Source organism: Levilactobacillus paucivorans (genome assembly GCF_001437125.1).
Taxonomy (GTDB): domain Bacteria; phylum Bacillota; class Bacilli; order Lactobacillales; family Lactobacillaceae; genus Levilactobacillus; species Levilactobacillus paucivorans.
The window spans coordinates 1-22,342 of sequence record NZ_JQCA01000032.1 but is presented as its reverse complement, the minus strand read 5'-3'; the positions used below and the strand labels follow the sequence as shown (position 1 = coordinate 22,342).

At 50.5% G+C, this 22,342-nt stretch carries 18 protein-coding genes; 6 read left to right on the top strand and 12 right to left on the bottom strand.

Features of this window, described 5'->3' with window-relative positions; genetic code table 11:
- Positions 1 to 227: 227 nt before the first annotated feature.
- Complete coding sequence (locus IV54_RS02730; RefSeq protein WP_057877867.1) at positions 228 to 1,115, bottom strand: LysR family transcriptional regulator; 888 nt, start codon at positions 1,113 to 1,115, stop codon at positions 228 to 230.
- 116 nt (positions 1,116 to 1,231) lie between these two features.
- Here IV54_RS02730 and IV54_RS02725 point away from each other — a divergent pair, with 116 nt between their 5' ends.
- Entirely contained in the window at positions 1,232 to 2,260 is a 1,029-nt protein-coding gene (locus tag IV54_RS02725; protein ID WP_057877866.1) for a YeiH family protein, read from the top strand.
- Between the two features lie 44 nt (positions 2,261 to 2,304).
- Here IV54_RS02725 and IV54_RS02720 read toward each other — a convergent pair whose 3' ends face one another.
- Positions 2,305 to 2,910, bottom strand: a complete 606-nt coding sequence (locus IV54_RS02720) for a cadmium resistance transporter (RefSeq protein ID WP_057877865.1) — start codon at positions 2,908 to 2,910, stop codon at positions 2,305 to 2,307.
- Positions 2,911 to 2,980: 70 nt separating this feature from the next.
- On the opposite strand from IV54_RS02720, the gene IV54_RS02715 reads away from it, so the two are divergent.
- On the top strand, positions 2,981 to 3,319 hold the full coding sequence (locus IV54_RS02715; protein ID WP_057877864.1) for an ArsR/SmtB family transcription factor: 339 nt from the start codon (positions 2,981 to 2,983) through the stop codon (positions 3,317 to 3,319).
- Positions 3,320 to 3,382: 63 nt separating this feature from the next.
- On the opposite strand, the gene IV54_RS02710 is transcribed toward IV54_RS02715, so the two are convergent.
- The 8 genes from IV54_RS02710 to IV54_RS02675 all read right to left on the bottom strand — a co-directional run bounded on the left by IV54_RS02710 (position 3,383) and on the right by IV54_RS02675 (position 13,144).
- On the bottom strand, positions 3,383 to 3,928 hold the full coding sequence (locus tag IV54_RS02710) for a hypothetical protein (RefSeq protein WP_057877863.1): 546 nt from the start codon (positions 3,926 to 3,928) through the stop codon (positions 3,383 to 3,385).
- A 467-nt stretch (positions 3,929 to 4,395) separates the two neighbouring features.
- Positions 4,396 to 5,931 carry a multicopper oxidase family protein gene (locus IV54_RS02705; protein WP_057877862.1) on the bottom strand — a complete coding sequence of 512 codons (1,536 nt, stop codon included), beginning with the start codon at positions 5,929 to 5,931 and terminating at the stop codon, positions 4,396 to 4,398.
- 98 nt (positions 5,932 to 6,029) lie between these two features.
- Entirely contained in the window at positions 6,030 to 7,823 is a 1,794-nt protein-coding gene (locus IV54_RS02700) for a heavy metal translocating P-type ATPase (protein WP_057877861.1), read from the bottom strand.
- Between the two features lie 133 nt (positions 7,824 to 7,956).
- Positions 7,957 to 9,243 (bottom strand): LPXTG cell wall anchor domain-containing protein, encoded by a 1,287-nt coding sequence (locus IV54_RS02695; protein ID WP_057877860.1) that lies wholly within the window; start codon positions 9,241 to 9,243, stop codon positions 7,957 to 7,959.
- Between the two features lie 152 nt (positions 9,244 to 9,395).
- Positions 9,396 to 9,800 carry an iron-sulfur cluster biosynthesis family protein gene (locus tag IV54_RS02690; protein ID WP_057877859.1) on the bottom strand — a complete coding sequence of 135 codons (405 nt, stop codon included), beginning with the start codon at positions 9,798 to 9,800 and terminating at the stop codon, positions 9,396 to 9,398.
- A gap of 355 nt (positions 9,801 to 10,155) precedes the next feature.
- Positions 10,156 to 10,524: a GntR family transcriptional regulator gene (locus tag IV54_RS02685; protein WP_057877858.1), complete on the bottom strand. Its 369-nt coding sequence runs from the start codon at positions 10,522 to 10,524 to the stop codon at positions 10,156 to 10,158.
- 26 nt (positions 10,525 to 10,550) lie between these two features.
- Positions 10,551 to 12,371, bottom strand: coding sequence for an FtsX-like permease family protein (locus IV54_RS02680; RefSeq protein ID WP_057877857.1), 1,821 nt, complete (start codon positions 12,369 to 12,371; stop codon positions 10,551 to 10,553).
- 11 nt (positions 12,372 to 12,382) lie between these two features.
- Complete coding sequence (locus IV54_RS02675) at positions 12,383 to 13,144, bottom strand: ABC transporter ATP-binding protein (RefSeq protein WP_057877856.1); 762 nt, start codon at positions 13,142 to 13,144, stop codon at positions 12,383 to 12,385.
- A gap of 196 nt (positions 13,145 to 13,340) precedes the next feature.
- Between IV54_RS02675 and IV54_RS02670 the strand changes: the two genes are divergently transcribed.
- On the top strand, positions 13,341 to 14,291 hold the full coding sequence (locus IV54_RS02670) for an aldo/keto reductase (protein WP_057877855.1): 951 nt from the start codon (positions 13,341 to 13,343) through the stop codon (positions 14,289 to 14,291).
- A gap of 431 nt (positions 14,292 to 14,722) precedes the next feature.
- Here the strand turns inward: IV54_RS02670 and IV54_RS12295 are convergent, their stop codons facing one another.
- Together IV54_RS12295 and IV54_RS02660 are read right to left on the bottom strand one after the other, a co-directional pair.
- Complete coding sequence (locus tag IV54_RS12295) at positions 14,723 to 16,894, bottom strand: L-type lectin family protein (protein WP_057877854.1); 2,172 nt, start codon at positions 16,892 to 16,894, stop codon at positions 14,723 to 14,725.
- 268 nt (positions 16,895 to 17,162) lie between these two features.
- Complete coding sequence (locus tag IV54_RS02660) at positions 17,163 to 18,371, bottom strand: MFS transporter (RefSeq protein ID WP_057877853.1); 1,209 nt, start codon at positions 18,369 to 18,371, stop codon at positions 17,163 to 17,165.
- Positions 18,372 to 18,495: 124 nt separating this feature from the next.
- Between IV54_RS02660 and IV54_RS02655 the strand changes: the two genes are divergently transcribed.
- The 3 genes from IV54_RS02655 to IV54_RS02645 all read left to right on the top strand — a co-directional run bounded on the left by IV54_RS02655 (position 18,496) and on the right by IV54_RS02645 (position 22,240).
- Positions 18,496 to 18,858 carry a winged helix-turn-helix transcriptional regulator gene (locus tag IV54_RS02655; RefSeq protein ID WP_057877852.1) on the top strand — a complete coding sequence of 121 codons (363 nt, stop codon included), beginning with the start codon at positions 18,496 to 18,498 and terminating at the stop codon, positions 18,856 to 18,858.
- A 136-nt stretch (positions 18,859 to 18,994) separates the two neighbouring features.
- A complete protein-coding gene (locus IV54_RS02650) occupies positions 18,995 to 19,927 on the top strand; it encodes a hypothetical protein (RefSeq protein WP_057877851.1) in 933 nt (310 codons plus the stop codon).
- Positions 19,928 to 19,936: 9 nt separating this feature from the next.
- The gene (locus tag IV54_RS02645; RefSeq protein WP_057877850.1) at positions 19,937 to 22,240 is read left to right on the top strand and encodes a CDP-glycerol glycerophosphotransferase family protein; all 2,304 of its coding nucleotides are present in this window, start codon (positions 19,937 to 19,939) and stop codon (positions 22,238 to 22,240) included.
- The last annotated feature ends 102 nt before the right edge of the window (positions 22,241 to 22,342 follow it).

Below are 22,342 nucleotides of genomic sequence, written 5' to 3'. Positions count from 1 at the left end.
GCTCACCCCTTCTCTGATTTTTGACGACAATAGTACTACTATATCAATATTTGACGGTGTTTGTCTAATCATCTGCTCAGTAAGAGTGCGAGAACAGGCGTTTAGCCGGCGAGCATTAACGTCAATAACCGAATGACCCTGGGCTTGGGTCGTTTGGTTATTGGGGTTAAGCGGAGCCGGCTGCCTGTTCTCGCACGTTTCAACTATATAAAAATCAAGAAACACTACTACCCTTGTTGTCCCCTTAGCCACTCTCCCCAGCTCTGGTAAGCACCAGCCAGATAACTGTCGTGAGGATAAACCAGGTCCAAGTCATGTTTGAGTTGCCCTGCTTCTAATGGTAAGACATGGAGGTCTCCTCGGGCAATGGCCGTGGCCACCACCGAGCGGTAGACAAAGCTAATGCCACTTCCCTGGGCCACCAGTTCTCGGATGGCCGTAGGATTATTGACGGTCACGATTTGTGGAAATTCGGCGAACGACACGTTAGCTGCCGCGGCGAGATGCCGGAGAATCTCGCGACTACCGGAACCCGTCTCCCGGATAATTAAGGGATAGTTGAGGAGGTCAGTCCAACTAACTGTAGGTAAGGCCGCCAGGGGATGGTCAGCCGCTACCACGCCCACAAACGGTTCTTGCCGAACGACCTGGTAGTCATACTGGCTTTTATCGAAGTTTCCTTCAATCAAGGCGAAATCACTCGCCCCCGTGGTCAACGCCGCCAAGGCAGCCTGCGTATTCGTCACGCGACAGGTAATCTCCTGGTAGGGTCCGGCTTGCTGGAGGTGACCAATCAGTTGCGGTGCGAGGAACTCACTGAGTGACAGCGTGGTACTGAAGGTCAAGTGCTTCGGCGTTCGCGGATGTTTGAGATGGTCCAACACTTTATCCGTTTGAACTTGGACCCGCTGAACCAAATCTGCGAGCTCCCGTCCGGCCAGAGTGATCGTCAGATGCGGCCGCCGATAAGTGACGAGTGTTACCCCAAGTTCTGCCTCCAGACTCTTGATCTGCTGGGAAACGGCCGGTTGGGTAATGTAGAGTTGTTGGGCCGTCTGCGTATAGGATCTCGTCGTTGCGAGCACTAGAAACGTTTGATAGCGATTGTCGAGCATGGCTTTTCCCTCTCTCTTATATAAGTCGTTCTTATGACGCTATTATTCATTCCAATTTTAACTTATAACCAATTTCCGGTAAACTAAGACTTATCATTTTCGAGGAGGAGAACATCTTGGATATTCGAACAACCCTTAGCACCCGCAGCTTCTGGTTCGCGGCCGGGGCCACACTCATCTGTGCGGTTTTAGGCAGTGAACTCGCCCAACTCCCTTACTTAAACCTGGTGGGCGCCCTGGTTCTGGCCCTCTTGCTGGGCATGCTCTGTCAGCTGAGTCCCCGCACCATCGCCGTCAGCCGGGATGGCATTGGTTTTATCAGTAATAAATTTTTGCGTTTAGGTATTATTCTCTTAGGGTTTAAATTAAATTTGATTCAATTAGCCCAAGCTGGTGTCAAGACCATTGCCCTGGCCGCTGTCGTCGTCACGGGTATGGTCCTGCTGACCTACAACCTCAGCCGTAAACTCGGCGTTGACCGCGAGCTCGCAATTCTCACGGCCACTGGGACCAGTATCTGTGGGGCCGCCGCCGTCATGGGCGTCTCCCCACAGATCAAGGTCAGTCCCGACAAGGCCGAACGGCAACGAGAAAACGAAGTCCTGGCCGTGGCCATCGTGGCCATCCTAGGAACCGTGTTCACGTTGATTGAAATTGGCTTGAAGCCCCTGCTTCACTTGACTGCCGTTCAGTTTGGCGTCATGACCGGCGGATCACTTCACGAGATCGCCCATGCCGTCGCCGCCGGCAGTGCTGGCGGTCCCGTCAGCCTTGACACAGCCATCATCACCAAACTTTCCCGGGTCCTGTTGCTCGCACCGGCTGCCCTCATCATTGGCTGGTGGTATCAGAAAAAAACGACCACTGCCACGACTTCTGAGCACACGAAGCTACCAATTCCTTGGTTCATGGCCGGCTTCCTGTTGACCAGTATTCTTGGTACCTGGTTGCCACTGAGTGCCGCTACCTTGGCCGGGTTGGTTAAGTTAGCCTACGTCTTTCTGGGGATGGCCATGGCCGCTCTGGGGATGAGCGTCAACTTCCGGGTGATTTTCCAACGCGGGGGCAATGCCTTTCTCGCCGCCACCCTCTCTTCGGTCGTGCTCATGACTGGGGTTACCATTGCTAGCAAATTATTCTTCTAAATTCGAAAATGCGATCAGGATAGCCTCCCGATCGCATTTTTTATTTATAATAGATGAATCAGGTGGGGCACCGTACCACTATCCCATAGGATATACAGGCCGATTAGGATGTAAACGACCACGGTGATGTAGCGTCCCTCTTTTTCGAGGATATCCGCCACTTTAGGTAAGCACGCCAGCCGATACCCAATCTCCCAGAAAATCACAACCATGACAGCAAATGTCAGGAGGATCAGAGGAATCGTACTTGGCGCCACCGTGGTAAACAACGGCACGTAAATCCCCACGTTATCCGCCCCACAGGTTGCTATGGTGATCAGGGCAACACTCCCGATTAGCCGTTTCGGGTCTGCCACCTTGGCCGCAATGGCGTCAGTATCGTCATCATCCCCCGCAACCCACAACTTGATTCCCAGGAAGATTGGAATTAATCCCAGCAAGCCTAACAACCATGGTGCCGGTACAAATCCTAGGAAAAATGCGATAGCTAACGAGCACCCAACTAAGGCAATCGTTCCTAAAAAGTCCCCAATTAGGACCAACCAGCGGTCTTCATGCTTTACGCGGCCAAAGATTACCATTAGAATAATTAAGTAGTCGAGTCCGGTTGAAATGTACGCTGTGACTCCTGTTAAAATTGTTTTTATCATGACGCATCTCCCCACATATGTTGTTCGTAACATATGTTATCATGATCATATGAAAGGAGCAAGCTTTTTCATGTCGGCAACCACTCAAAATGTCAAATTAATCCAGGAACCCGCACTCAATGCTTCTCAGGATATCTTCAAACTCCTGAGCAACACCACGCGGCTACAGATCCTTTATCTCTTAGAGCAAAGGAAACTCAACGTCAGTGAGCTCAGCAACCTGCTGTCTGTTGAACAATCCGTTATCTCCCACCAGCTTGCACTCCTGAAGAAGGAACAACTCGTGACTTCTCGCCGGGTGGGCAAACAAAATTTCTATCAACTCGACGATCCCCATATTTTGGATATCGTGAATGAAACTCTGGCACACGTGGATCACGTGTTGCGGGGGAAGAAACATGGACAGTAAAAGCGTTTGGAATTTAAATTCCAAACGCTTTTTTAGTCCCTATTTTGCCACTAAATACATGTGCTAATTCAAGCTGTGTTTACGTTCACCCTTGTAGTAGTGATTGCCATACTTTTTTGCTAACTTCTTCGTATGATAACCATGACCCGTCGTCCAATACCCGGTGGCCGGACCACCAGCTACTTGTAAGACTGGCACCTTATGGCCGTCAAGCTTATGCGTCGTCACACGATAGGCAGCACAGTCGCCACCCCATTGATCCCAGCCCCAAACGGTAACCCAAGTTTGTTTCTTGGCCTTCGCGTTCTTCGCAATAAACCAAGATGGATGTTTCGAGTTCATCGTATGTTTGACAACGTATGATGTTTTTCGTGAATGCAAACGCTCTACGAAACCATTATTGATAAATTTAGTCGCTGTAATCTTATACTTATACATCGTGTTGTATTGATAAGAATACCAAGTTCCCCGCATACTCTTTGGAAAAGTCTTTAACGTCGTCTTGGCTTTCGCATGGACAACTTGTGCTGGACTGGCAGCCGCAACACCCACGCCAATGAATAACGATAATCCTGTGACTAGCCAGACACCGAACCGTCCTAATTTCATGAATATCCTCCTGTAGAAAATCATTCAGTATGTACATTGTAATTATGGCACAAACATTTGCGGTCAACAATACTTTCCACTAGCCGAACACTGCCTAATTATTTTGGTACTTATACATTGATTCTTGTTAATTTTTCTGCCGCGAAAAAGGTATTCGCTCAATCGTTATTGTTGGGCCGACTTACTTGCGTTAGTTGACTAGTTCTCGCCACTAGATCCGGAAACTTGTTGCTTCTGAAACGTGCTACGCGAGCCAGACTCCTGCGCTTAGCCGTTGCTGCCTGAACTAGCAATCATTTGACTGGCTCTCGCCACTAGATCCGGAAACTTGCGGCCTCTGAAACGTGCGAAAAAGGGCGATTAGGTCCCTGCGCTTAGAAAAATAAGGTGCTCCTGCTCGGCGTAGCCGAACAGAAACACCTTATTCCTCTAATGCTCAGGACCTAATCGCCCTTTTTCGCACTCTCTTACATTTTCATTCCCATCTTCTCATAGGAACTCATCCCCGCTAAACGGAGATCCTTAACGTCAATTCCACGTTCTTCAGCGATCGCGTTCATTAACGTGTCCATATCCATTAACTTATAAGTCTTCGGATTATCGGGATCGTACGCTTCGATTTGCGCCATCATCCCGCCATCTTCGTGTTCAATGATATGGCAGTGATACATGTAGACCCCAGTGTGTTCGAACCAGACCTTGATGCGAACCGTTTCGCCGGGGTTGACCCCAACCGTATCCTTTAATCCGTGCTCATTGGCATAAGGTTCATGGCCATTTCTGGATAACACTCTGAATTGCGTCCCGTGCATGTGGAATGGGTGAACCATTCCGCCATCCATATCATTCGTGTTTGTAATATCCCACAATTCAACATTGCCAACCTTCTGGCGGGCGTCGATACGTTGCATTTCAAATTTCTTGCCATCCATCATGACTGCTTCATCCATCCCGGACATGACAACCTTCCGGACTGGGGTATCGGGCGTGACTTCTGGATCAGGAATGTCGACCAAGTGCTCTGGCAACGTCACATCATCTGCGGCGAAGTCGTGAACCCGGAACCGAACCAGCGGCACGTCATCCGAGTAAAGCGTCACCGTCTTCCCAGGTTGAATCTTCCCGAAGTCGACAATGATTTCGGCCCGTTCGGCACAGGTTAACATCAAATGGGTAAATTCAACTGGACTTGGCAAGACCCCACCATCGGAAGCGACCTGCGTGAATGGTAAGTCGTCACTAAAGTGAAGCCGCCATTCACGCCGGTTGGCCCCATCCAAAATCCGTAGCCGGAGCCGTTGCGTGGTGACATCAAAGTAAGGATTGATAGTCCCATTGATCATCGCCGTTGGTCCTTGGACCCCATCGGGATCGTAGTCGGCATCGTAGTCCCACTGATTATCTTCGTGGAAGCGCCGGTCCTGTAAGACTAACGGAATGTCGTCGACCCCGTAGTGACGTGGAAATGGCAATTTAGCCTCGACATCGTCGGTAACCAAGGCCAGACCAGCGAGTCCATGCCAGACCTGTTCGGCCGTTGATGGACATGGATGGGCATGTAGCCACAGCGTCGCAGCGGGTTGATCGACCTTGAAGTCGATGTGGCGGGTCTTCCCAGGATATACGGGCGCGTGACAGCCACCGTCCGTGTAAGGACCGGGAACGTTCAGACCGTGCCAGTGGAATGTGGTCAGTTCCGGTAAACTATTTTTCAAATCAATATGCATGGTCTTGCCTTTAGCGAAGACGATCGTTTGACCCAGCAGACTCCCATTGTAGCCCCAGGTCTTGGTCTTCTTGCCTGGTAGGAGTTGTGTTTCTCCTGCTTGGGCTTCGACCGTGTAGTAAGTATCCGTTGCGGTTTCCTTATCTGGTTTCAATAACGGTGGAATCCGCAAAGGTTGTTCAGGCGTGGTGGGTTCTTCCAAAGGAACATAGCCACCATCGTGGGTGTTATAAGCCGGTTCATCAAAGAAATAATCGGTGTAGATAGATTTTGTCATCTTTCAGGCTCCTCTTCGATTTAATTGAAACCACTTACAGCTTTATCATACCGCAATCGACCTGGCTTAGGAAAGTAACGTTCTCTCCAAGTGGGTGCCTAGCGATCCACTCGGGCCCGCAAGGCATAGAGGATGGTGACGGTGTCAACAACTTCCTGAAAGACAGCCCCAACGATGGCGGGAATCACCCCAAAGCTAGCAATCAGCATCAATCCGGTACAGATAAAAATTCCAATCAAGACGGCTTGTTTTGCCACCCGCATCGTATCCTGCGCAATCTTTCTGGCCACACTGACCCGCGTCAAATCATCCTTGAGGACCACCGCATCGGCGGACTCGCTGGCCGCCGTGGCACCGTGTGCTCCCATGGCAATGCCAACATCGGCCGTTGCCAGTGATGGGGCATCGTTAATTCCGTCTCCAACCATCGCGACTGGTAACTGTTCGACTGGGAGATCCGCCAACACCTTAATTTTATCGGCCGGCAAACACTCCGCGTGAACCTGGTCGATCCCAACTTCTTTAGCGATAATTTCCGCTACGGCACGGCGGTCCCCGGAAATCATGAGGAGGTGTTCCACACCGGTGTCACGCAAAACGCCCATAGTCGCTTGTGCCTCAGGCCGAACGCGATCGGTGAAGCTCACGTACCCTTGATAAATACCAGCCACGGCTACGTATACCGCTGTTTGGTCCGGCTGTTCCACTTTATTTTCGGTGACAAAGCTGCGCTTACCGACGCGGACCGCTTGCCCGTCGATCGTCGCCGCCACTCCTTGAGCCGTGGTCTCATTGACCCCACTGGCTTCTAGAAGTGGTTCCTGGTTAGCGGCAACTAGCGACTGCGCCAAGACGTGACCCGAGTGCTGTTCAGCACTCGCCGCGAACTGGAGGAGTCGATCACTACTGAGCGCAGTGACGGGCACCACCCGATCCACCACAAGACGTCCTTGGGTAATCGTTCCGGTCTTATCGAAGGCCACCGTTTTAACCTTGGCTAACTTTTCTAACGTCGTCCCAGTCTTCACGATAATTCCATTTCGACTAGCCCGACTCATCCCCGAGATCAGAGCAATCGGTGCTGCTAAAATCAGTGGGCAAGGTGAAGCGACGACCAAGACTTCGGCAAACCGCACGGGGTCCTTTGACACCGCCCAGGCAATCCCCGCGATCACATAAGCTAATAGGGTAAAGGGCACTGCATACCGGTCGGCCAACCGAACGAACTTTGCCGGCCGTTCCTCGGCTTGTTTAACCAGCCGGACGATGTTTTGGTACTGACTGTTATCGGCCGTCTGATCGGCTCTAAGTTCCACCGCAGCCTCACCGTTCAAGCTCCCGGACATCACGGTCATTCCGACTTGCTTGTCTATTGGCCGAGCTTCCCCCGTCAGTGAGGACTCATTGACCGAGGTTGGCCCCGTCAGCAATGTTCCGTCCACGGGCATCACCTCACCAGGCTTAACCAGGAGGCGATCGCCCACGGAAATTTCACCGACAGCAACGTCTTCCCAGGATTCGTCCCCGGCTCGATGAGCAATCTGGGGCGAATTATTTAGCAGCTCCTGAAGTTCACTGTTGGCCTTACGCGCCGCAAAGTCTTCCAGCGCGTCCCCACCAGTCAACATTAGTAACACGATCAGCGCCGCCCAATATTCGCCGACGGCTAGGGTTGCTAGGACCGCCGTAATCGCCAACAGGTCAATCCCAAATTTTCCGGAACGTAGGGTCTGAACCATTTCCACAAGCATCAGCAGTGCCAGTAGTAACCCAAACGCCGTAATTAAGATCTGAGCCAGGTTAGCGCGCTGTAACCCAAATTGGAGTCCTAATGCGATGACTCCGAGCGTTATCACTGCCCAGAATTCCTTGTATTGTCGTAATCGTTTCATCCACGCATCCTCCTCGACCGTTCCTTTTACCCTGAGTATAACAGAGCTTGTGCCGTTTTCCACTTAATAATCATTCTAAATTAAAAGCCCGAACAAATTTGCTCAGGCTTTCGAAATTCATTCAATTCAATGACTAGAACCGACGCCGTAAAACAGCACTCAGTGAAATCAAAGTTAAGAATCCAGCAACCGTGACGAACCACCCATTCCGGTCATTCGTTTGTGGTAACTTAGTGTTCTTGTTAGCAGTCGTCTTGCCAGCGGTTTGCGTTGTCGTAGCCTTAGCGACCACCTTCTTGTTAGGCTTGGCTGGACTCGTCTTGGCAGGTGTCTTCTTGTCCTTATCCGTCGTCACCTTGTCCTCAACGAAACCACCATCGACGTCGTCCGTCCCGGTACCAGTCTCTTCATCGGGATCTCCTTCGTCGGTTTCATGGTTACCATCGGGATCGACGTGGTCCCCACCACCGGACCCACTGTTCCCATTAGAAGATGAGACATTGCCGTTAGCTTCTTCGGAGTTAGGCCCACCATTGACGCCACCGCCCCAATTCATCACGGCGTTGTTTTTAAATTTATAGCCGGAGTCAATCAGTGCCGGATCGGTAATCTTGGTGTAGTAGTCAATCACAATCAAGTGATCTACCGTGTCATTAAAGGTCATATCAAAGCCATTGTCCTTGTAGTTCACGTCATAGTCTTTGCCCTCTACCAAGGCTGGCTTCTTTCGCTTATAACTCGTCGTCGTTGACCATTCACCATCACTGACAGTCACACCCGGGATCAATTCTTGATTGCTCCCAATGGTATCGCTAATCTTTAGATTTTTCAGATCAACTTCGCGGCGGTCAACCAAAATGGTCCACTTGATGGTCCCATCATCTTGGATGACGCCCTTCTTTGACAAGTTAGCTTCATCAGAGACAACGTTAATTTGTGAGGTGCTACTCCCATTGTTTTCGAGTGGGAAATTAACATCTTTTTCTCCCGTATCTTCGTAACGGTACTTCGTGTCGAGATTCAAGGTCAACTTGTCATTGGTTTTTCCTTCGAGTTTATCATTCATGGTGATGACCACTCCGGTATCGGAAACAACCGCTTCCCCGATCACAACACCCTTTTCATCATAGACTTTGAAAGTATCCCCTGGCGTCTTCCCTTTCAGATTCTCTGGAAAATCCAGGGTAATGGTATCGCCACTTTTAATCGGCGTGTTCCCAAAGTCCAAGTTGTATTGAACTTTAATCGTATCTTTGTGTTTAAAATCTGGGCCATTGGTTACGCTAGCCGACGTGGTAAAGTCGGCCCCATTATGATTAGTTGCCGCTTGAGCTGGCGTGGCAACTTGGCTGACAATTAGGAGCAGTGCTAAACTAACGAGCCCCACAACTAGTCGCCAAAATTTATTGTTCTTCGTCAAAAAAATCCCCTCCCGCAACATTTACGTAGTTAAAGTATACGCGCACGCCTACTAAATTGGCAATAGTGTTGGGACAAGTCGATCGATCTGAGGGGGCACACTTAGCGCAAATTAAAAAGGCCTGGACGACTGTCCAGACCTCATCAAATTTCTTAGCAAATTCGGGTACCTAACGTCTGCATCTCTCGCTTCAGGTCCAAGTCGGACTTCTCTTGCGCCGTATAGGTTATCAAGCCCACGGCACTGTCCAGCACACCAGTATCATCTCGCAATGATAACTGATTAAAGACCCGATCCAAGATTAAACCATTACCCAGGTACAGAGCCGTGTCAGCATTCGTTCGAATCGTCAAACCGGCATTATTGTCAACAGTTAACGGATAGTTAGCATCATCCTCGGTCAAGGCGACAAATTGGAACTTGTCACCGATGGCACAAGTCCCCCCGACCGTCGAATACCGATTGGACCCGTCATCCGTGGTTAGTAACAGCGTCATATTGGGCTGAACGTGAGCCGCCAGATAAGCCTGAGCGGCGTCCTTAATTGTAATGTTCATGAGTCGTTCCCTCTTTCTTGGATGAATGCACTAATCAATTGTACGCAATCTACTATACGAGGAAAATTGAGAATTGTAAACTAAACCGACTTTAACCCCCACCCTGGTGAAAATGAAAGACGAGTGTGACAAGTGGCGATTAGTCAATGTGCCTTAACGTCGATAGATGAATAATTCCAGCCTTGGATTGCTTGTCTACCGGAGTTAAGCGGAATCAGTCGCCATTTGCCGGTCGTTTCAACTATAAACGTTCGGAACGCAATAGGGGTCTGAGACTTTTGTCTCAGACCCCTACCTCTTTGATTTTAGATTGTCGAAACGTGCGTCAGCAGGCAGTCAATTCCGCCTAACACCCTCAAGCTTCATAGCCGCGCCGAATCAATTCAATTAACTCGTCTTCCGACAGATTGAGTTTACGGGCCTCACTCGTGAAACGACTGACGTAGCGGTCGTAGAATTCTGCCCGCCGCTTCTCACGTATCGTCTTTTCGGCGTCTGGGGTGACGAACATCCCTACGCCACGGCGCTTTTCAATCACACCTGCCGCAACGAGTCGGTTAATCCCCTTTAAAACCGTCGCCGGATTAATATGAAATTCTTTGGACATCTCAGTCGTGGACGGCACCTGTTCCCCCGCCCGATAGATTCCGGTAAAGATGGCTTCCTCCACCTGTTCTGCGACTTGCAGATAGATTGGTTCCGGACTATCGAAGTTAAATTTCATTTTTCATTCCCACATTCTTTATGAACTCACTTGTGTTCCGCTTGAGCTTGGGCCGGAGCCTGAGGCAACACAATTTGCCAATATAGGGCGAGCGTAATGAGATAATAAATCGCATACAACCCGATGAAGATGGCAAACGTACTCCCGATTCCCAGATAGGGACTCATGGGCTTGGGCATCAACGGCTTAAACATTTGGAGACCGAACAACACATCGATTACTCCCATGATACCAGGAATCATGAATAAAATCCCAATTTCTTTTGCGATCCCGTTACGCATCAGGTTGTGGCGGACCCCAACCTTGTAAAGCATCCGGTAACGTCGCTTGTCGCCGGGAGCACCGGAGAGAATCTTAAACATCAGGCAGGAAGCCAACATTGCTAGGAACGCAATTCCCAGGAAGTAGCCCATGAACTCGAGACCACCGAAGAAGGCCAGCATGAGTTCGTAAGACTGATAATTCCCAACGGTCAGTTCACTGGCATGTGGGAAGCGCGCCAGTTCTAACTGGTTGAGTTTCTTCAAGGTTGTACGATCCTTCTCGATGTTTTTGACGCGAATCGTCGTCACCGGAACAGTCTTCCCAGATTGCCGGGCAAACTTGGTCGCGCTCAACATCTTCGGCGCGTACAGATTGTTCTGACCCAATACAGCTAGGTTCAAGAAATCGAGGCTGTTAAGGTCAGTCGATTTCATCTGTGCAGCCGTCTTCTTTTCATATTTAGGGGTCATTTCGCCTTCGTTGAATTCATAAGGTTGTTGCTTGAACTCTGCGGCATTGTAAAATACCGTCTTCCCTTGGCGCTTCTGGGTGTAAGTGGCTTGATGTGCCACGTCCAGCTTGCTAATCAACTGCTGTTCCTTAGCTGTCTTATCATGAATGGCTACCGTATAAGATCCCAGACTATCAGCCATCATTGGTAATTGGCGATGGTAACCGGACCCCACCGTGATGGCACCTAAGTCCATGGCAAAGAGCAGAGAAACAATCGTCAACATCCGTGTGTAGTTGTAGACCCGGAAGTTCAGTTGGCCCATCAGGAACCCATTGAGGTGCTTCTTAGCCCACTTGGTCTGGCGTAACCACCGAATGATGGTCAACAGCGTCGCTCTGAATAACAGGTAAGTTCCCAAGGTAATTGTCACGATGGCAAATGGAATAGCCGCTATCTGAAATGCTTTAATATTGGCTAACGCCCAGTAACCCGCAGCTAATAACACAATCCCCACGATACCGGCAATCATCTGCCGGATGGGCTTAACCTGTGGTTGATTGGCCTGTTCATCGGTATGCAGGAGCTTGAGAACCGTGGTCCGCGTCAACTTAACCAAGTTGAATAGCGAGGCCAAGATAAACAGGCCCACATACAGCACGGCCGTCGCGATGATCGCCGGCAAATAGAAGGACTCCAGGTGTGCTAAATGTAATCCCAAGGCATTTAGCAGGAAGCCGACGAGGAAGCGACTCATAAGTAGTCCCAGGACAATCCCGATAGCTGTCGCTACCGCTCCTAAGATCAACGTTTCCAGGAAGACCAACTGGCCAATCCGCCGTTTCTTAGCGCCCAACATCATGAAGAGGCCATAGTCATGTTGCCGCATACTAAGTAGGAAACTATTGGCATACATAATGTAGACAATGGTAATCAAAATCAAGAGAACGGCCCCGAAACCAAAGATGAGCATGGATTGGCCAACCACCCCATTGGCCTTAACGAAGGCTTTGTTGGTAGCGAGGTTCGCAAACATATAGAAGATTGCCGCGGACATGGTTAATCCGGCCAGAAGCACCAGATAGTCGCGACGCCGGTTCTTAATTCCGGCTAGCGCTAATTTTCCTAACATGTGTTTCCCCCCTACTCGTTAAACGTGCCCAGCTCATTTAAGATCTGCTGGTAAAAAGCACTCCGGTCCTGATCGCCACGCCGAATCTCTGAACCAATCAACCCATCCTTGATAAAGAGGATACGTTGACAGAAGCTGGCGGAGAACGGATCGTGGGTGACAAGTAAGACCGACATGTGTTGTTCTTGGTTGATGGTCGTCAAGAGATCTAACAACTCTCTGGCACTCGTAGAATCCAAGGCACCCGTGGGTTCGTCACCCATCAGGATTGAAGGGTGATGCACGATCGCTCTGGCCGCCGCCACCCGTTGCTTTTGGCCCCCAGATAACTCAGATGGATATTTCTGTAAAAGATCAGCGATGGACAGGGTCTCCGCCACTTCGTGAATGGCCTGATCCATAATCTTGGAAGAGGTCCCCTTCAACGCCAGTGGCAAACCGATATTTTCTTCAGCTGTTAGGCTTTCTAGCAGGTTAAAGTCTTGGAAAATAAAGCCGACCTCTTGTGCTCGAAAGTCTGCGAGCTGATTTCCCCGCATCTTCGTCACATCGTGACCGTTAACGATCACATCACCCTTGGTGGGGACGTCTAGCGTCGACAGCATGTTCAGCAGCGTGGTCTTCCCGGAACCAGAGGCGCCCATGATCCCAACAAATTCACCGGAGGCCACCTGAAAGTTTAGCCCCTTCAAGGCCTGATACTGCCGTTCGTTGACTTTTCCATACGTTTTTTCCAGGCCGTGTACGTCGACCACTGCGTTACTGCTTGTCATGATTAAAATCCCCTTACTCTTTAGATTAAGTTTGATTACGTGTGTTGGTTAGTTACTTGTGTAATTAACTATAACGGTTCTCCGAACAAAGTCAACCATTTTCTGATAAATAAAGGGCTTTCACGCGAAATCTATGGTAATCTGCGGTAAGATTATTAGTGGATTTGTAAATCTGTTTGATAAAGGAGTTTTATTGATGAAACAATTACGTTTAGGTGGGACAAACTGGCAATCTTCCGCAGTTGCCTTAGGAATCATGCGGATGGGTGTTCTCGATCAACCAGCCGCAGTGAACGCCCTCGAAGCCGCTCACGATGCCGGAATTACTTACATCGACTCCGCAGATATTTATGTCAACGGTAAGTCTGAAGAAGTCTTTGGCGGGGCCTTGAAGGCTTCCGGACTATCCCGAGACGACTTCTACATTCAATCCAAGGGTGGCATCATCGTCGACCCCGAACGGAGTCACGACGACCTGGTCTTCGGTAAGCGTTATGACTTCTCGAAGCAACACCTGATCGATGCGGTTGATGGCATCTTGTCACGGATGGGGATCGACTACCTCGACTCCTTCCTGCTTCACCGGCCAGATCCACTGATGGAACCCGAAGAAATTGCCGATGCCTTCAACACCTTGCAGGCTGCAGGTAAGGTTCGTCACTTTGGGGTTTCTAACTTTAACGTTCAACAATTCGAAATGTTACAAGAAGCCGTCGACCAAAAGTTAATTTTTAACCAACTTCAATTCAGTGCCGCTCACGCGGGCATGGTTGCCGCTGGTCTGCACGTTAACATGGACGACAAGCCAACCTCCAATGACTTGGGGATGTTGGAATACGCCCGCCGTAAGCATGTGACGGTTCAGGCTTGGTCGCCATTCCAATACGGTCTCTTCGCTGGGATGTTTATCAATGACCCGAAGTACCCTGAATTAAATGCCGAATTACAGAAGTTAGCTGACAAGTATGGTGTTTCCAAGAACGGGATTGCCGTGGCCTGGATTCTACGCCACCCTGCCAACTTACAAGTCTTACTGGGAACGATGACTCCTGCTCACATCAAGGACAGTGCGGCTGGTGCCGATGTTACCTTGACCAAGCAGGAATGGTACGACGTCTACTTCGCTGCTGGTAACGATTTACCTTAATCTATAATCTACCGAACCACGCTATCACTCGTTGATGGCGTGGTTTTTATTCTCCAAATTGGCTTAAAACAGCCCGCTTGCGGCTGTCAGGGATTACGCCGGATCTGACTGATCTTGGCCACTACTAATAACTCTGCGACTAGTAAGACTGACTGTCTTGTTCTGACTATCGTGCCCAGTGTCCGATCATAAATGACAAAACCAATAGATAATGGGAAGCATGGAACCATGTCGAATGACCGTCGTTCCATCCGAACGACCTGTTAAAAAAATCCCTAATCACCGTCAAAATGGTAATTAGGGACCTCGTTATTTAAAACCGTCTAGTCAAATTTTTAAGTGTCGACATATGTCAAACAAAAGTCAGTTTCAAAATTTTCACCGTGCGCCCTAGTCAATTCAAAGCACATTTCCCCCAACCATTACAAACACTAGGGAGCATCCGCCAGTTGCCAGCGGAGTTCGCCCTGATACCGGCCAGCCGTCGCGCCACCATGCACCTGGATCAGCATTCCCGAGTTCTGGTGCCAGCCACCGATCACGTCGGTCTCTTCACCCAAACCGTGCGTCTGTTGCTCGTGAACCACAACCGGATCGGTGCCAATGACTTTCTGTTCGTGTCCAGCCTGATACACCATATCACCTTGCAATAGATGCCCCCGTTCATCTCGTAGCGGCGCCGCCAAGCTTGCCTGAAGTTTCCAACGATTCTCGCCAGCTCGTTCATCACGCACTCGCAATTTCCAACCGTTGTCTCTGCTAATCAATTGTTGCGTCCCGGTCAGCTGACCGGCAAAACCATTTTCCGGCGAGATGGCGCTAAACACTAGGTCTCCAGAGAGCTGGATAATTGGAATCGTGAGGTCTGGGGCCACATCATCACGGTTCGTTGCCGCGATGGTCAGCTTATTCTTGCCTTGATGCAATAGTGCGGCCGGTACCCGCAATTTAAACTGACCGGCCGTCCCCGTCCACGCCCCATCAAGCTGCGTAAATGTGTATGACTTGCCGTTAACCGAAAAACTCAGTCTAGAATCGGCCATAGCGTCTGGCTGGATCGTCCGGCCATTGTTACTTAAGCGACCCGCTATTTCGGCATCCGCTTGTGGCACCACCGCCGCGGTAGGTGTGCCCAGCTTCTCGAGTTTTAGGTTCAGCTTACGTTTCAAATAATAACCCACGGACCTGACCGCCACATAATGATTTTCGCCGTAATAAATCGCAGTCTGTGGGGCAACGTAGGTGTCTTCCTCCGGCGACTGCCCCTTGGCCTGTAGCTCGGTCTCGACGGTCGGTTGATCCTTAGTGAAGACATCCTGTCCAATGGCATGCGACATCGGCGGCTCTGCCAACTCCGCGGCATTAAACGCATAGAGTGGCGCTGACTGCCCAGGCTGCTGGACTCTTCCCGCCAACCATTTAAGCGCTGGTGCCGAACTTAGAACGACCGCGGTCGTATCACTCGTCCGAAAGCCGTCTGGTTGGCCAGTTGCCTTGAAATGGTAGAACACTTCCGCATCTCCCGGAATCCGATCGCCCTCATGAACCGGTTGGCGTTGCCCGTCCGCGGTGACTACCTGAGTGTCTTGGTCAACATCGAAACGCATCTGCCCAGGTTCCTGGTCAACCACTGCCAAGTTATTCTCACCTCTTGAACTCGTAGCTCCAGTCAGTCCCCAGACGGCACTGGTTGCTGGTTGATCCGGTGTCCCCAATTTGGTCAAGTCAATCGAGATACTGTCCTGAACCTCCGGCGTGAGCGCCTGCCCAGTCTGTGGATCACGGTCGTTGTAGGCATAGGTCATTTGACTCTTGACCTTCTGCCAATCCATGGTCACATGATGCCAACGGCCATTCGAAGGATTAGCCATAAGCTTAGGCTGGCGGTGTTTCAATCCAAAATAGTAATGCCCCCGACTGCCAAAGATCTGATAACTCCCCTTCTCACCAGGATAATTACTGGCAATGTGTGGGCCTTGGCTCGGAACTGCCTCATAGTCAAAGTAATTGGCCTGACTCACGCTATTGACGACGTTGTTAACGTGGGTATCAAATTCTAATGTCCAGCTCTTCTGCAAGGCAATTTGAGAAATGTACGACGTATCCCCACTGGCGTTGGTATCGCCGCCCCAAACTCCCAGCGACTGACCGGACCCACCTCTCGCCAGCGCATCCGTGCCGGTCGCCGCATTTTGGAGCGTAAAGGTCATCCCATCCGCAGCCTTGTCACCCTTATTACCAAAGTACAACCAAAATGACCAGTGCTGATCACGGGTCAACGGGATGCGCCGCGGCTGACTCTGCGTCCCTGGCACCTTAGACCACAATACCCCCACCTGACGGTACATCTGATTGAAATTATCATTGGTTAACTGTGCAATCTGTTTCGGTATGGCGGGACCATCCAATAACCTGTCTGCCGCACCGTATGATCGACCGGGACTAAAGCCCCGGTCGAGTGAAAATCCCGGCGGCGCACTCGCAATTGCTGCGAGCATGTCATCGTCTCGGGTTATGGCCGCCTGCGCTGAATTGCTGACCATCAGGCCCCAACCGCAGATCACAAGTAATAGAAATAATTGATACAGCTGCTTACGCCCCAAAGTAAGCCCCCCAGTTCTGATCTAGATTCTGAAAGTATACTGGAAAAGTTTGGAACATCGTGTCCCGCGTTAGTCTTCAGCCACAATCCACTATAAAATCACTAATATTACGAGTAGCGTTGCCTATTACCTCGCCCTTAACTGGACAACGCTTCTCCCACGCACCTTTAGCAGGGATTTCTTCGAAATATGACGACTCCCGAATCATCACCCACCAAAAAGAGGCCCCCGACAACCTGTCGAGGACCTCTTAAATCATTCATTCTCTCTAACGATTAAACTTTTTTACCAATCGCTTGGCTGGACGAGCTAAGCGAATCAGGCCGACCGTAAGGCCAATACTGATGGCCACCATCACGGCACCGAAGAACGGTGTCCACCCTAACCCAACTTGGCTTGTGACCTGACCACCGATGCCAGAACCCAGAGCGATCCCCACGTTAAAGGCTGAGATGTTCAAGGCCGAAGCCATCGTAATGTCAGCTGGCGTGTACTTCTCCGCTAACTGGACGATATACAACTGCAAGCCAGGCACGTTCATAAAGGCGAAGAAACCCATCGCCAGAACGGTCAGGAGACCCAACCAGTGGCTACTTGCCGTCAAAGATAAGACCAACAGCGTCACGAAGAGTCCCATGAACATTTTCAATAAAGCTGCCAAGGGCTTCTTGTTCGCCCAACGGCCACCCAGGGTGTTCCCTAAGGCCACCATCAAACCATAAACGACCAGAATCACCACGACGGCACTGCTCGACCAGCCCATCTTTTGTTCCAATAAAGGTGACAAGTAGGTGTAAGCGACGAAAGTCCCCCCATAACCCAAGGCCGTGACTAAGAGTGCTAATAAGAGTTGTGGGTTACCCAAAACGCGTAACAGCCCCTTTGCGGTCGCCTTACTTGGTAATGGCAACTCGCGTGGCACTAGAATATAGTCGGCGATCAAGCCAATTAACCCAATTACACTAATAAAGATGAACGACCAGCGCCAGCCACCCAGTTGCCCGATCATGGTGCCCATTGGCACCCCAGTAACCGTGGCTACCGTCAGTCCGGTAAACATTACGGCAATTGCCGAAGCCCGTTTGGAAGGTGCCACGACATCGGCCGCGATCACCGAGGCCACCGTCATGAAGATCCCATGAGCCAGAGCAGCAATCACCCGTCCTGCCAGCAAAACAGCAAACGTTGGGGCAAAGGCCGCCACCAGATTCCCGGTGATAAAGAGTAACATGATGATGACCATTAAGGTGTGACGGTTAATCTGACCGGTCAGGAGAGTCATGACGGGTGCCCCAATCATGATTCCCATCGCATAGACGGAAACCGTCAATCCGGCCTGCGCCATGCTAACGTGGAAGCTTTGAATCAACATCGGAATCAACCCGACACTAATGAACTCGGTTGACCCAATGGCAAAGGCACTCACAGCGAGCGCTAGTAACGTCAAGGTTGCTGAAATTTGTTTTTGTTTTGTCATAATACCCTCCTCAGATTGCGTACGTGATAAATATTGATTATACTGGCTAATAACTAGGGAACAAGAACCCACTTTAAAGTGCCCTACTTACCAAAAAGTAACCATCAACGAGGAGAACTGTTTTATGCCCACCAAGACCTATCACATTGGCGTCGAGGCTACCATGGAAATCATCGGTGGCAAATGGAAGTCAATCATTCTATGTCACTTGCGTCACCGCACCATGCGGACCGGCGAACTAGCCCGGGCCATCCCTCAGATTTCGCAGAAGATGTTGACCCAACAGCTTCGCGAGTTAGAAGCTGCCAATATCGTCTCGCGCCACGTCTTTCACCAGGTCCCACCTAAGGTTGAATACGCCCTGACGGATTATGGTGAAAGCCTCTCAGGAATTCTCCACGAACTCTGTGTCTGGGGAGAAGACAACATCGATCGCCGGCAAGCAAACGGTGAGGCGATCACACTCTTAAGCCGCGACGATGTTTAAAACCCTTCAATATTAGGGTTAAGAATTTCACCTTTTTGCATTTTTAGGTGGCAACCCTCCCAGATCTCGGTATAATAGGAGTCGTTGCCAAATTACTGTCTACTAAACTTACATACATTACGGAGAAGGAAAAATTATGCACGTTTTCGTTAACATCGTGCCGCAAGCACAGTTGGACTGGGCCAAGCTCAGTTCCCTCATTGAGGAACTCGCCAACCAAAACTTTGCCGCCACGACGCTGAATCTACAACTACCAACTGAACAATCGCTAACGGCCGAACAACAGGCCCAAGCCGCCAGCTGGCATCTCTCAGTCAATGACCTGAATTTGCCCTCGACACCCCACAACTATCTCCTTAATCTACGCGAGACGGATCATGTTTTACCGGGTGCCCTGCAACAATGGGATCAACTGGCAACGCAACATCCCGGCAGTCCGATCAGTCTGTCAGCCTTTGAAACGACGCAGGATCTTGACGAACAGATCTCAACTTATCTCGCCGAACACGATTCATCTGCGACTCAACTGACCTTTCAAAATCTAACCTCGGCCACACCGACGACCCCCACTGAACGCCAAATGACGTTATGGGCCCGTCAAAGTTACAGCATTCAAACCGATTTACAAAGTGTGGGTCGTCTGACCCAACGCATCCGTCCAACCGGGTTATTGTTACCCGTCACGTTACTGGATCACGACCTGCCCCTAGTTTCCATCGCGCAGGCCTTTCATGTGCTCCAGCTCAGCCAAGACGTCTTACGGCTCCACGTGCCAACGATTCAACGACAAGTCTGGGCGGAAGCCACCCCTGTCGAATGGCTCGATGAGCTCCAACACATCGACGTACAATCATTGGGTGTCATGTGGCAACCCGTCTTCACAGAGTACTTCCAGCGTCAGCTGAATACTCTGTTAGACACTGCTGGCAAAAAAAATCTCAGTGCGGCCAATCATGTCCAGCTCCTGAGTCGGATTAAAGAACTCATTACCCCACCAACCAAAGTTTGGTCGCGGTTAGGGCTCTTGCGGATGGTGTCACCACAGATGGCACATCGGCTGTTTTATTAGGAGGTTGTCATGAAATTTAGTTTAATTACACCCTGTCAAACGGGTGAACTACATCAACTATTAGCCCTACGGCAAAACTTAGTCCACCAAACGACTCACGATTTCGAGTGGCTTATCGCGCTCAACGCGCCCCTCGACTTCACTGAATCAGAGTGGCAGGTGCCGTTCAAGGTCCGTCAAGTGTCCTTTGATGGTAACACCATGGGTGCGGCCCGCAATGCGGCCGTGGCTGCGGCAACCGGTGACTGGTTAGTCTTCGTGGATAGCGATGACTTCCTGGTACCCAGTGCCCTGGCAGAAATGGCAGCGATCAATCCCGCTACCGACACCCTGGGCGACTTGAACCAATACCCCACTTACGAACCCCAGTCGTCATTCCTCAATAGTTTGGAACAGACGGAAGCCTTGGACACCCTGCCCAAATGGGGCGGTGCCAAGCGGCGGGCACCTAAGAACTTTGCCTTAAACTTCGATCCATCTGTCACCCAACAATTGCCAGATGCTCCAGCGGTTGACGCCAGTGCGTTGAACTGGTTGGAACACAAGTACGTTCAATTGCGTGGTGACACGCGTTGGGATCAATTTAACCGTCAAATTAAACTGACCGGTAAGGTGATCGACCGTAAATTGGTTCAGGATCATGACATTCAATTCATGCCTGACAACCAACTCTACCCCGACTTTCCCTTCCTAGTTCAGGTCATGGCCTTAACCAGCTCGTATCTGCGGTTAGCCACGCCTCACTACATCCGGGTCAAGCACAACGACCCGATCAACCAACCTTCAATTCACCAACTCGAGGTTGGAACCCGTTGGCAACAACGGGTAGCCGCCTGGCAGGCGAGTCTGGATCTCATCAAGAATGATGATCTGCACTTTGCCTTCAGTCGTTATACCTTGCTACGGATGCACCGGTTTCTCTATCAAGCCTTGGCTACCAGCTCACCGGTCACGGTGGACGACGTGCCAGCCTTGATGAACGACCTGCACCGCTACCTGAAGGACACGGATGCCGCCGCATATGGCGACGTCTCCCTCCTCAGTCGGCAAATCTTGCACCACATCCGGCGACGCCCAACCTGCCCTCAATCCCGAATCAACAGCCTAGTGCGGTTACGGCAATTGAACCGGGTGCTCCACCATCACGGCCGGGGTCTCACCCGTCTGTCTTACATCTGGTGGTTTACCAAGATGCCCATCAAGCCACGGGTCATCATTTACGAATCCTTCTTGGGTCGTAACTTTTCGGATAGCCCTAAGGCCATTTACAACTACATGCAGGAAAACTATCCTGGCAAGTTCAAGCACGTTTGGATCATGAATCCCGACGTCGAAGACACCCCGGCCGATCGACCAGATACCATCGTGGTCAAACGGTTTGGCTGGCGCTACATGTACTACCTGGCAACGTCTAAGTACCAGGTCATCAACATGCGTCAACCACAATGGTTCGTCAAGCGTCCTGGAACCAAATTCCTGTCAACTTGGCACGGAACTCCATTGAAGCATTTGGTCTTCGATATGGATAACGTGGCCAGTGCCAATCCAATGTACAAGGCGATCTTCTTCTCTCAATCCCGTCAATGGGATTACCTGGTCACCGCTAACCAATTCTCCGTCGACGTCTTCGAACACGCCTTCATGTATCCAGAAGGTCAGATGTTGAAGTCAGGTTACCCACGTAACGATATCTTAAGTGTCCCGGACAAAGATGACCGGGCTCGTAAGATTAAGGAACAGTTGGGAATTCCGCTCGACAAGAAAATCATCCTCTACGCCCCAACGTGGCGTGACGATGACTACTATGGTGTCGGGGACTACAAGTTCACGTTGAAGCTCGATATCGAACGTCTGAAGCGCGAACTCGGTGACGAATATGTACTGGTCTTACGGACCCACTACTTCATCACGGAACACTTGGACACGACCGGTTTCGGGGACTTCGTTTATAACGAATCCAGCTACGACGATATCGCCGAGCTGTACCTGATTGCCGATGTACTCATCACCGACTACTCCAGTGTGTTCTTCGATTACGCCATCCTGAGACGCCCGATTCTGTACTTCGTTTACGATTACGAAAAGTACGGGAGTGTCTTGCGAGGCTTCTACCTCGACATGGAAAAAGATCTCCCAGGACCACTGTTGAAGACCAATGACGATGTGTTGTCGGCCCTGCACAACCTGCCTAAGGTTGAACAGGAATATGCCGGTGCTTACCAACGTTTCAGCGATCGTTTTAACAATTGGGAAGACGGCCATGCTAGCCAACGGGTTGTCGACGCTTTCTTCGACAAGGAAGATTTGAAGTAAACTCTTTTTAACAGTTAAACCGTCAAGCAGTGTAGAAATCACTACTTAAAGTGAACCCCCAAGGTTGGACAGAAAAATCCAATTTTGGGGGTTTCATTTATG